Raw genomic sequence first — 11,206 nt, forward strand, 5'->3', positions numbered from 1 at the left:
CTTTTGATATCTCTAAAAATATATCCACATTTATGTACTTTGTTTATAAAATTGTCTAAGGATGGCCAATTTAACTTCAAATAACCTTTAGTTATTTCGCTTTCATTGATGTTAGATATTTTTTCAATAACAATGTAAGCACAATCTCCTATAGTAAAATAATCCATTAATTCAGGTAAATATCCATAATGTGAGAACTTTTTGTAGAAAACCACTTCATTCATTATTCTATCGAAACCAGAAACTCCAAATAGATCTCTCTCACCATGCCGTCTGCCCTCCTTAATAATTACGGTACATTTTTTATTGTTATCAAATGCTTCGTATACTCCGCCTTTACCCCTTTGAGATAACACACTCATTATTCTGTAATGTGATGGAATTTTTCTATTGTCACCTCGTACTGTCTTCGAGATAGAAATTTCTTCACCTAGAGGATCATTAACCCAACTAGGCTTGTAGATGGTTCTGTCATCGTCATATAGATTACCGTCAGAATCTACAATCTTTGTTTTCTTTGTTCCTTTAATTATTCCGTATCTATAATATATGCACGTATCTGGAATGTGGTTATCAAACACTACTTTCGGACCAGAAAAACCTTCTAGTATCTTGACCAGTTGAATGATTATTAAAATAAATTCATTGTAGTCTAGGGGATAAATAGTGAAAAACTTCCCAATTTGAGTGTAGTTACTACCGATACCAGCATTGATCTGATAATAATCAGTTAAATTGTGGAAAAACTTGAAGCTTATGTTTTCCTTTACAAGAAATTTAACTAATATCTTCGCAATGGCAAGTGTACAGGCTGGGTAAGCTGATATATGAATTTTCCAACCCTGAATGGGTAGATGTTCGATATTAGGGTGATGATACATCCACACTTTTTTTTTCGGAAAAGGAAGTGTGGATGTGAAAGAATACCAATCCTTAAGATGCTCTTCGTATATTTTATCTATCGTCATACATTAAAATGCAGTAGTTGCAGTCGTTAATGTAGTGATCGTGGTGATTGTAATCGATGCTTCTGGACCAGCTTCGTTTAGAGCTTTCAGCTTTTCAAGCTGCTCAGGAGTATCAGCAATCAGATTGATAAATTCTTCCCTATCTTGCTCCGTAGCTGTTCCTACTTTGATTTTAAAAGCCTTTTTTTGCAACTCTAATGCGAAATCGTTATCGTTTTTGAGTTTATCCAAGAGTTGATTCGCCATTTTGTCCTCCAAACACAATAGTATAAAATTCACACAGCCCAACATGATTATCATAGAACATTGATTGAATATCGCCTCATTTTATAACGAGCAATTTTGCAAGTATGAGATCTAACACATGTTTTAAACTCTGAAATAACTCGAAGATCCTTCAATGAAACTTTTGGTACGGAAATTGCTTTGTAATTTATAAGAATAAAATTTTCTTTTGCTCTAAATCACTTTGGGATAGAAGTAAGTTGAGCCTGTCACGCCAATTGGCATAGTGATTCATTTGAGAGTTTGCAGGATTTTGTACCAGAATATTGGCTTATGTATGGGGGCAAAACGGATTTAAATATGAGCTTTTGGGGGTAAATAGGGGCAAAAAAGGGACAGATAAATAACGATATAAACAATAAAAGGGAAGTAGGCAACTAACTGATAAGTAAATCTATTTTTGATTTTTTCTGCTAATTCATAGAGTTGTAGGTAAGTAAGTCAGCATTCCGCCCAGTATTTTGGATAGTGCCTCTAAATGAAATTGAGGCGTTGCTTACTTAAAGGGGGAGCTGCGTGGTTTGTTTTGCTACTAAGATTGTTAGGTTTTGTGTGGGATTCCACCATAGCATGTGTCCAGATTGCGTCCTGTAATGATGGCTTATATAAAATAAATCATTAAAAACAATGCATTATTGACTTACGTGCATAATCTAGCCAAAACAGTGTTGGCTGATTTGTATCATTCATAGTCGTTTCCAGAAGCTATCGGTGAGTCATTTGTTGTTATTTTACAAAGGCTCATTAATGCACCAAGGATAGCTGTTAGTGTTAGAACTTATGTTAGTAAGTATCCCGCAACTTCCCTTAAAGAGGCAAGGCGGAAACATAAAATCATGCTTGAATTGAGAGAATCTGGCCGAAATCCAGAAATTGCCAACACAGGTGAGCAAGATTTCATCACTTTAGACGACTGCATTAACTACTGGCTAAAACACTACGTACCAAGCTTAAAAGAAGGTACTCAAGCACTCTATTACTCCTTCGCTAAAAATTACTTCCTTGGTACCTTCCCAGACAGAAACGTCGAAACCATACCCGCAAGGGAGTGGATGCACAGCTCTAGAAGAATGGTTAGATACAATAAGTGCTGAAAAGCCCAAAACAGCCAACTCAGTTTTACCCAACTTCGTTCCTGCCTGAACTTCTGCAAAAGTAAATTCATTATTGAAAGAACAGATGTCGATCGGATTAAAAAGCAAAACGTTGGTATGACGTCAGAGAATGGTACTCGTGTGCCTACTTGGTCTGAATTAGCACAAATATGGCTAGCAATGGAACGTAGCCGAGCAAGTACTGCCAACAAAACCCTTCACCAACTCACCATGCTATGGGGTAGCCGCCTTTCAGAGCTTCGCTTAGCTCGCCGATCTCACTTCGACATGAAGGCCGGTATATGAACTGTCCCCAAAGAGCTGATCAAGACTAACAAGCCAATCCGACGCCCAATTCCCACCAAAGCCCGATCTATACTAGAGCGCGTTATGGAAAGCAGATTTATACAGAAGAAGGATGACGTGTTGTTCCCAGAGCAAAACCTCAATACACCAATTACCATTTCAGCCGCTAATCGCTATATACGCCGTATACGAGCCAACCTGCCACTAGAAGAGTGGCGTACACACGATTTCAGGCGTTCGTTGTCTACAGGTGCCTCAGAGCTTGGTGTGATGCCACATGTGGTAGAAAAGATGCTTGGTCATGAACTGGGTGGGATACTTGCCGTATACAACAAGCATGATTGGTTAGATGAGCAGTTTGAGGGGTATGAGCTGTATGCGAAGAAATTGTTTGATTACCTAGACAGTAATGACGGTTAATACTTTTCATAATGTCATGCACATGGTTTGATGGTTCTATTAATAGAGCGAACTCCGTAGTTAAACGTGAGAGAAGCGAAGTTGATTCGTATACTCGCCGAAACAGAAAGGTATACGAATCGAGTTCGTAGAAGAAAATGTTATGTGCAGTTGGAGGGTAGATGACAAAAAGGGTTATTTGTGAAGCTTTAATATGCGGAGATTGGCATAAAATAGCAGTTGAAAGTTTATATCCTTATAAAAAGGTGAAACGGAGGTGCCCAGAGTGTGAGTCTCAAATAAAGTTAATGAAGCAAGGGCATAATGGACAGAAAGCCCATTTTGAACATCAAAAGAGAAACCCAAATTGCTCTGAAAGTATTGCTTTTAAAGGTAAGTCATCATTTGATTCAAACCATGTTCAGCCAACAGTTGTAATCACCAAAGCAGACCTTCAATCTAGTTTTAGTTTCGAGTTTTTACTTGAGTATGTGGATGATTCTATTGAGTCTATATTGTGTGAAGATTCCTTGAGTGCCATAAATAAATCTGAATACTTAAATGTTCAATTGAAAAACGTGCCTAAAGGACAACTTAACCCAAAGAGGGTTGAAGGGACTACAAATCAATATTACCGTGATGCCAGAGTTGTAGCTTATGTTCTCAGGCTAGCTAATGGTTTTTGCCAGCTTTGCAAGAACGAAGCTCCATTTAAAACGGCAAAGGGGCGTCCATACTTAGAGGTTCACCATATTCATCGATTAGCTGATGGTGGCTCTGATACTGTAGGTAATACAGTTGCTTTATGTCCAAATTGCCATAAAGAAATGCATTTTGGTGAAAACTCACAGTCAATTTCTAAGCAGTTATTATTCGACGATTTGCACATAACAAAAACATCAAGTTGACACATTTACTCCGCGGTTTTGGCATGGAGTTCAGTGCGCTTGGTATGCTGGTCGTGGTGCAACTTATGTTAGACGTTAGCACCTGAAATCTTAAGTTCGATACTTTATGGAGGTTCGGTTTGATAGACGTGGTCATTGATACAAATATTTATAGAAAAAATCCTAAGCTCGATAACTTGCACTTTAAAGCTCTTGAAAAGCTGACTAAAGCTGAAGTTTTAAAGCTTCATATACCATATGTTGTTCAGAGGGAGTTTCAGACACAGCAGAGGGAGTTCTGTAAGAAAGAGATTAATAAATCAATTTCCGGTTTAAATAGTTTACTGAGACGTCCTCTATCTGAATCGGTGTTAGAAGATGTTCAGACACTGAAAGATAACTTGGATAGTAATTATAACGAAATACTCGAGTCTTCAGAGGCTTACTTTATTGATTGGGCTGACCGAGCTGGGGCTGAGTTTATTCCGTTGTGTGAAGAGCAAGCCTTAAAAGCAATGGAAGCCTATTTTTGTGGAACTGCACCTCTAACACAGGTAAAAGCTCGGGAAGATATACCAGATAGTTTTATTGTGCAGGCAATTACCAAGCTTTCAGCTGCTAGTAAGGATGTGGTTGTGATTGCAGAGGATGGGAAGCTAAGGAAATCATTCGAGTCATCAAAAGATATTCATACTTATTCTCAACTTTCTGAGTTTATTGAAAGTGAAAAAATCCAAGATGAACTGAAAGATATCGACCTAATTAAGAACTTACCAGACATTATTGAAGCACTTGCAGGTTATGAAGATGGCACGTCAGAAATTTCTACTGAAATCTCTTGGTTAGCCGGTGATAAGGTATGTGGTAGTTCGTTTCATGATCCATCAATTCCAGATGACAACAACGAAGCCTATATAAGTAGTTTCGGAGAAGTTGATCACATTGAATTAGACTTCAGCGATGTGCCTTACTACGGAAGTGGAAATTTCGGTATTCCATTTGAGCTTGTTATAGACGTTTATGCTTATTACTACATTTTCAAAGCTGATTACTATGGCTTAGAAAACCCTCCTTCAGTGTCTGACCACAATGATCATTACTTTGAGGCTGAAGAAGAATTCACGGTTAAGATTACTGGAATGGCGTCCGTTAAGATTGATAGGGATCTTATTGATTTTAAGGATTTTTCCAGCTGTGTTGATACTAGGTCAATTCAAATTGACGAGGTTGATGATATAACAATGTGCATTCAAGGTGATGCTTATGACTAAATGGCTTATTGGACTATTGCTACTATTGGCACAGATTATATTCTTTCCGAAGTTATTTGAATCAACAGAGATGTATGCACTTATATCTTCTTCTGGAATTATTTTGCTATATATATTCCTATACTGGGAGTTGTCATTCAAATTACAGGTGATTAAAAGGACTGAGCTGGCTTTAATACCTGTTATATATATTGCTGCATTGATTGTATTAGCTTTGTTATTTTCATTTTGCTTAATGGTTATGAATTCATTTTTGAATACTGGACAGTGGGTTCCACAGTTAGATTATTTCTATTACACAATAATATCATTGACATCAGTTGGTTATGGTGATTTTACACCAAATTCATCATCAGAAAAAATTCTGTCTATAGGTATGGCTCTGACAGGGACGTTACATATGATCATATTTGTATCAACGTTAGTCGGAAAGCTTCAGCCGGAGAACTAAAGCTAACAAGGCCATCAAGTGTGTCGCTGGGCTAGGCAGTTTTGGTTTGAAGTCCAGTTGGCTTGGTGAGATCTACCAAGTAAGGTTATGGCATCATTTTGTATCAGGGTTTTCACCGAATCTATAAGTGAGTCGAGTAGCTTTTTGTGAATGCTAGGGCATTGATTTTCCAACGACTCATGTAGTATTTGAATATCACGCATCTTGGTTTCGATCTTGCGTGTTATTGGTGAATCTATTAGATCAGAAGGTAAGATGCATGTCTACTTATTGAACTATAAAGGGATTTTGTAGAGACTGTTAAGAGCGCTGCGTTAGCTGCTATCAATTCTTTGTCCATTTAATAATTATAATGGCTATCAAAATAAGATCGTATTATGAATAACGAAACAAGAACAGGCTTTGTTAATCGAGTCATGAGGTTATCATTTAAGTCTACACAGGGTAAATACTCATACTGCAATGATGACAGAAAGCAGGTTCTTTTTAGTTTAGATTCTTCTAATGGGGATGTGATACTTAGCCCTGACTGGTCGAAGAATGGATATGCACATTCAATGAAGCACATCGCTAAAGTTTTAAGTGAAGGCTATGAACTTTTTGTTTTTAGAACTAAAACAAAAACTAATAACAAAGGTGAAATCATTGCGGATGGATTCGAACCAATTTTAGAGAAGAGAAAATTATTATTAGATGAGGGAGGCATGTATCGCGCGGTTGCTATGAATCACTCTTGTAGTGAGGAGCTTCATGATAGTGCTGGTGATTTTTATGAGGGTGCGAAAAAAACAATTACTGTAAATGCTTATGAAAGAAACAATGAGGCCCGTCAGGTTTGTATTAATGAACTTGGATGTTCTTGCAGGATTTGCGGTTTTAACTTTGAGTCCGTTTATGGAGTAAGAGGTGAAGGATTTATTCATGTTCATCATATTGTGCCAATTAAAGAAATAAATAGTGAGTATAAGGTTAACCCTATTGAAGATTTGATCCCTGTATGTCCGAATTGTCATGCTATGCTGCATAGAAATGGGCATACATTGCTACCAGAAGAGCTATCTGAACTATTAATGTCTCGCAAATATTTTAGAGGTGATTTGTAATGCGTGCCGCTTTAGTTTTGTTGGTGCTATACCATAATCCCGTTTATCTAAGGAGTAGTTCCCTCTGAGGAAAAGATCTACATTATATGTTTTTAATTCTTTCACTCAGGGCGACGTAACTCAAATTTGCTCTAAAGTTAGTTACGAATCATGAAAAAGTTTTTTTTGACTAGTCAAATGAACAAGGCATGAGTTAAACCTAACCCTGACCAATTTAAATTTCAAGGTCTCAATGCAGTAACTTTAAAGACGGCGCTCACCTATAAGTTTCTGATAGACATTTTCACAATCGTATGGCACTGTTTATATATACAGTCTCCTTGGCAAGTTTATATCTCAACCTTTGCTTTTACTGTTGATGTATATTTTAGTCAATGATTCTTTTTGTGGCGGCCTTCTCATCTTTTTTAGTGAGCTTCAACATACTAAATCTTTGATTTAACTGACGGTGAATGAAAGTGTATGATGTCACAAAGTATATGTGATAGGTGCCTAAAAGATATGATTCACACTGATGTTGGCCTTATAGATGGCGATCGATGGGAAAGGTTAATCCAGTCTGTTTTTAAAAAAAAGTATGACACCTATCAAGATATGGTTGCTTCACCTGGTGATTTAGGAATTGAAGGCTTCGTACTTGATGAGGGCATCATGATTCAGTGCTATTGCCCCGATGAGGAATATAGCTCAGGGACGCTTCATGAGAAACAGCGTGACAAGATCACTACTGATATTAAGAAGTTGTCTAAAAACGAAAAAGAATTAGTGAAACATATTGGGGACTGTCAAGTTTCCCAGTGGTTATTTATTACTCCTCGTATAGGCAAGCACGATATTCATGCTCACGCTCGAAAAAAAGAAGAGGAAGTTAAAGCTGAAAGACTTACATTTATAGCTGATGACTTTCAAATTCTAGTGAAAGACCTAGATTACTTTGTTCAAGATATTAGGCTGCAGCAAGTCATCAATGGTGAGCAGTTATGCTTTTCAAGTGCTAGTGGGGAAGTGATTACTGAACCAGAATTAACTACAGAATATGATGGGAATATCACAGAGAAAAATGAAATTCGCAGTTCCATTAACAATGTATATAAGCCCAAAACACATTCACGGCTTAATGAGTTAACAAAAAAACTTTATTTAGATGGATACGAAATTTTAAGGCGCATTTTCAATCAATCCCCAGAGCTATATGAGCGAATTGCAAAGCTTGTAAATAACTTTGAAAGTGATGTGGAAGAAGTTTCTATGACTTGGGAAGATAGCCCTCAAAAGCTAATTTTGTTGGTGGAAGAGAAGCTTATTGAGCGGTTTGGTAAAGACCCGCATATCTCTACGATTGAGCATGAGGATTTGGTTTCAATTACAAAACATATGGTTGCTAGATGGATTGCGGAATGCCCTATGAGGATTGAGTAGTGAGTAAGTTGATATTTAATCGTAAAAAGGCTGCGGTGATTCCTGAACTAAGACCTATGTATAAGGTTGGTAAATTACTTCTAATTTTGAAGCTTTGTTGCACTGGTGGGAAAGCAAGTTTATTAAAGTTACACCTATTTAATTGGGCTATGCTAGAGCCTCAACGATTGAAAGCACTGCAACTTTCAGCTGAGAAGAAGGAGCTATTATTAGGTATTTGGGGGATCGATCCGTCACTGAACATGGCTCTGAGTTATGCAACCTCAGAAGGTTTGCTTATAAGAACTAAAAACGGTGCTTATCAACTAACTGCTAAATCTGAAAGCTTTATATCGGGGACTAAACTAGTCGAGTTGTTTGACTCGGAAGCTCATGAATTGAAGTCCATAGCAAAAAAAATAACAGAAACAATGGTAACTCAAGCTGCTAAAAGGTGGGTCGATGAAGTTTAATCAATTATTTGTAACGTTATCCGCTACAGACAATCAGGATTATGGGTATCGTATCCCATTCAGCTCAGGACTTAACATCATTCGTGGTGATAACTCTTCAGGGAAAAGTACGTTTGTAAACTCGCTGATTTACTCTCTTGGCATGGAAGAAATTATCGGATCAAAAGGGAATGCAGCATTGCCTTATGCTTTAAAAGATAGATTTGATCTAGATGGAGTAGAAAAGCGAGTAGTTAGCTCTACGGTTTATCTTGAATTAGAGAATAAAAATGGAAAAGTCATAACGCTTAAAAGAGTTATTAAGTCAGAGAGCACTGATACTAAGCTGATTCAGATTATTGAAGGTGCATATTTGACAGATCCATCATTATCGAACTTAAGAAGTCAGTACACGTTTTTACATGATGCAGGTTCTGCCCAAGATGGTCAACGAGGCTTCTTTGCATATCTAGAACAGTTTTTAGGGTTAGAACTTCCTAGTTTATCGGACAATAAGGGTAAAGAAACTAAGCTGTACTTACAATCTGTGTTTTCGGCTTTACTCGTCGAGCAGAAGCGTGGTTGGACTGATTATATAGCTAACATTCCATATTATGGTGTTAGTGGTATGAGGGAAAAAGTTGCTAGTTTTCTGCTTGATCTTGATAGTTTTAGGAATACGAAAAAGCTAAACGAGCTTCAGTCTCAGCGTGCAAGAGTTATTAGTGAATGGTCAGAGTTTGCGACGGAAATTAAAATTTCGGTCGAAAATAGATACTTGTCAGTTTCTGGGGTTAGTAAAACACCATCTGTAGACTTTGACCCCAAATTAGTGTCAATTGGTGAAAGAGTTGGAGTTGAAATTAAACCTTTTGAGCAGGTGAAATCCGATCTCAGACAAGAAATGCTTGAGGTTATTCAAAGCGAGAAACTTCAGCTTTCTGATGATTCGCCAGACTTAGTAACTAAAATTGAAACAGTCCAAGATCGAATTGATGAACTTTTACTGATGCAAAGTATGTGTGGAAGTCAAATCAAAATTAATGAATCTCAGCTTGGACAATATATTGAAAGCTTGGAAAGCATAGAGAAAGATTTAAAGGCCAATAAACTAACAAGGAAGCTCGTTAAGTTTGGTGTAGATGAATTTGAACTGGATTTTGCTAAAGGTAAATGTCATACCTGCATGAATCCGATCGATGATATTTTGATATCGCCAGATAGTGTAGCAATGCCGATGTCACTTGAAGAAAATATTACACACTTAGATAACCAAAATAAGATGACTAAGTCTTTGCTTGAAGGTCTAGAGATAAATATTGAGCGAGATAAAGGTCAACTCCTTACCATTAACCGTGAGGTTCTTAAGTTTAGAAAAGAGTTGCTTTCATTAAAGCGAGATATCAAGTCTACAAATAACATTAAAGAAGCAGATGTTAGAAAAAAAATTGTTATAGAAAATCGTCAATCAGACTTAAGTAAACTTGAAGTGAAAACTCAAGGTTGCATTGATGCGTTGGCTGCTTTAGCTGTGAAATATAAAAGTATAAATGGTGATATTGCTGCTTTATCTAAATACAGCTTTACGCAAAATGATTGGAACAAAATAAACGCTTTTTCTCATGAGTTTAAGCTGTTGGCTTCAAAATTTGGTTACCGCAGTGCAGAAGTCAGTGAGATTGAAGTAAAAGCTGGAACTCTACTTCCTTACCTAAAAGATTTAGAGCTTAGAGAGCAAATAGAAACACCATCTGAAATCAAGGGAAAACAAAGTTCAAGTACTACAGATATAAAGTCCGATTCGTCAGCAAGTGACTTTGTAAGGCTTATTTGGTCGTATTTGATTGCTTTATATAAATCATCCTCTTCTGAAGGTGGCAACCACCCAGGGCTTATTTTATTTGACGAGCCAGCTCAGCATTCAATGAGTACTAAGAGTATGAATAAAATGCTAGATACTTTGGCTACAACACGTGGCTTACAAAGCATTGTTGCGGCTTCATTTGATGAGAATGAAGAAACTTTCAGTTCATCGATAGCAGGATTAAATGTAGATAGCTTTAAGTTGGTTAGATTACCTAGAAAGGTAATCCGTCGTCTCGATGTTGATTCAGTAAATAATACTGTTTAGTTACATTTTAGTACATGGAAAAGAAGAAGGGTCAGATCTTATTTTACGTATGCGACTAACTGATTTGACTTACTTCTCCTAATCCAAACATTCTTAATAAGGGCAAAGTACCTAGCATGTGTTTCTCCAAACTTTGATTTCGGCATCTAACTAAAAAGCGGCCTTGCAGCCGCTTCCATATTCACCGCCCACATCCACCAACACTATCTTTCCATTCTTCAACGGCTGTTCGTAACCATCTTAGTGGCATTAGTGTAAATGGGTCGGGAAAGCCTCGGTTTTGTCGCCACTTGTAGATCGTTGCTTTGCTGCTGACGTGGAACATCTCTAACACTTCCTTATGGCTGATCAGTTGTAGTGATGACTGTGCATCTAAGGTTGATATCGGTTCAGGCGATTCGGGTGATTGCTCTTGATTATTATCAGATTTTAACTGTGACGGCGTCACGTTAATGTCTGAT

13 protein-coding genes and 1 pseudogene are annotated in these 11,206 nt (G+C 37.3%); 10 read left to right on the forward strand and 4 right to left on the reverse strand.

Annotation, left to right across the window (positions count from 1 at the left end):
• The coding region (locus tag L4D78_RS27600) for a class III lanthionine synthetase LanKC N-terminal domain-containing protein (protein ID WP_428469885.1) at positions 1-968 on the reverse strand (968 nt) is incomplete at its 3' end.
• A gap of 3 nt (positions 969-971) precedes the next feature.
• Positions 972-1,214, reverse strand: coding sequence for a hypothetical protein (locus L4D78_RS27605; protein WP_428469886.1), 243 nt, complete (start codon positions 1,212-1,214; stop codon positions 972-974).
• 875 nt (positions 1,215-2,089) lie between these two features.
• On the opposite strand from L4D78_RS27605, the gene L4D78_RS27610 reads away from it, so the two are divergent.
• From L4D78_RS27610 to L4D78_RS27635, 6 genes are all read left to right on the forward strand, one after another.
• The gene (locus L4D78_RS27610) at positions 2,090-2,347 is read left to right on the forward strand and encodes a hypothetical protein (RefSeq protein ID WP_428469887.1); all 258 of its coding nucleotides are present in this window, start codon (positions 2,090-2,092) and stop codon (positions 2,345-2,347) included.
• 117 nt (positions 2,348-2,464) lie between these two features.
• Positions 2,465-2,653, forward strand: a complete 189-nt coding sequence (locus tag L4D78_RS27615) for a site-specific integrase (RefSeq protein WP_428469888.1) — start codon at positions 2,465-2,467, stop codon at positions 2,651-2,653.
• A gap of 18 nt (positions 2,654-2,671) precedes the next feature.
• Positions 2,672-3,073, forward strand: coding sequence for a tyrosine-type recombinase/integrase (locus L4D78_RS27620; RefSeq protein ID WP_428469896.1), 402 nt, complete (start codon positions 2,672-2,674; stop codon positions 3,071-3,073).
• A 161-nt stretch (positions 3,074-3,234) separates the two neighbouring features.
• Complete coding sequence (locus L4D78_RS27625; protein WP_428469889.1) at positions 3,235-3,960, forward strand: HNH endonuclease; 726 nt, start codon at positions 3,235-3,237, stop codon at positions 3,958-3,960.
• A gap of 128 nt (positions 3,961-4,088) precedes the next feature.
• Positions 4,089-5,210: a PIN domain-containing protein gene (locus tag L4D78_RS27630; protein ID WP_428469897.1), complete on the forward strand. Its 1,122-nt coding sequence runs from the start codon at positions 4,089-4,091 to the stop codon at positions 5,208-5,210.
• Positions 5,203-5,661: an ion channel gene (locus L4D78_RS27635; RefSeq protein WP_428469890.1), complete on the forward strand. Its 459-nt coding sequence runs from the start codon at positions 5,203-5,205 to the stop codon at positions 5,659-5,661. The genes L4D78_RS27630 and L4D78_RS27635 overlap by 8 nt, the downstream gene beginning before the upstream one ends.
• Before the next feature lie 68 nt (positions 5,662-5,729).
• On the opposite strand, the pseudogene L4D78_RS27640 reads toward L4D78_RS27635, so the two are convergent.
• Positions 5,730-5,864, reverse strand: a pseudogene (locus L4D78_RS27640) (IS4 family transposase); the annotation flags it as partial.
• A 174-nt stretch (positions 5,865-6,038) separates the two neighbouring features.
• Here L4D78_RS27640 and L4D78_RS27645 point away from each other — a divergent pair.
• The 4 genes from L4D78_RS27645 to L4D78_RS27660 all read left to right on the forward strand — a co-directional run bounded on the left by L4D78_RS27645 (position 6,039) and on the right by L4D78_RS27660 (position 10,745).
• Positions 6,039-6,764 (forward strand): HNH endonuclease, encoded by a 726-nt coding sequence (locus tag L4D78_RS27645; RefSeq protein ID WP_428469891.1) that lies wholly within the window; start codon positions 6,039-6,041, stop codon positions 6,762-6,764.
• Positions 6,765-7,265: 501 nt separating this feature from the next.
• Positions 7,266-8,183: a hypothetical protein gene (locus L4D78_RS27650; RefSeq protein ID WP_428469892.1), complete on the forward strand. Its 918-nt coding sequence runs from the start codon at positions 7,266-7,268 to the stop codon at positions 8,181-8,183.
• Entirely contained in the window at positions 8,183-8,635 is a 453-nt protein-coding gene (locus L4D78_RS27655; protein WP_428469893.1) for a hypothetical protein, read from the forward strand. Before L4D78_RS27650 ends, L4D78_RS27655 begins: the two co-directional genes overlap by 1 nt.
• Entirely contained in the window at positions 8,625-10,745 is a 2,121-nt protein-coding gene (locus tag L4D78_RS27660) for an AAA family ATPase (protein ID WP_428469894.1), read from the forward strand. The genes L4D78_RS27655 and L4D78_RS27660 overlap by 11 nt, the downstream gene beginning before the upstream one ends.
• Before the next feature lie 181 nt (positions 10,746-10,926).
• On the opposite strand, the gene L4D78_RS27665 is transcribed toward L4D78_RS27660, so the two are convergent.
• The coding region (locus L4D78_RS27665; protein ID WP_428469895.1) for a helix-turn-helix transcriptional regulator at positions 10,927-11,206 on the reverse strand (280 nt) is incomplete at its 5' end.

Origin of the sequence: Photobacterium minamisatsumaniensis (assembly GCF_050336695.1) — a bacterium.
Taxonomy (GTDB): Bacteria; Pseudomonadota; Gammaproteobacteria; order Enterobacterales; family Vibrionaceae; genus Photobacterium; species Photobacterium minamisatsumaniensis.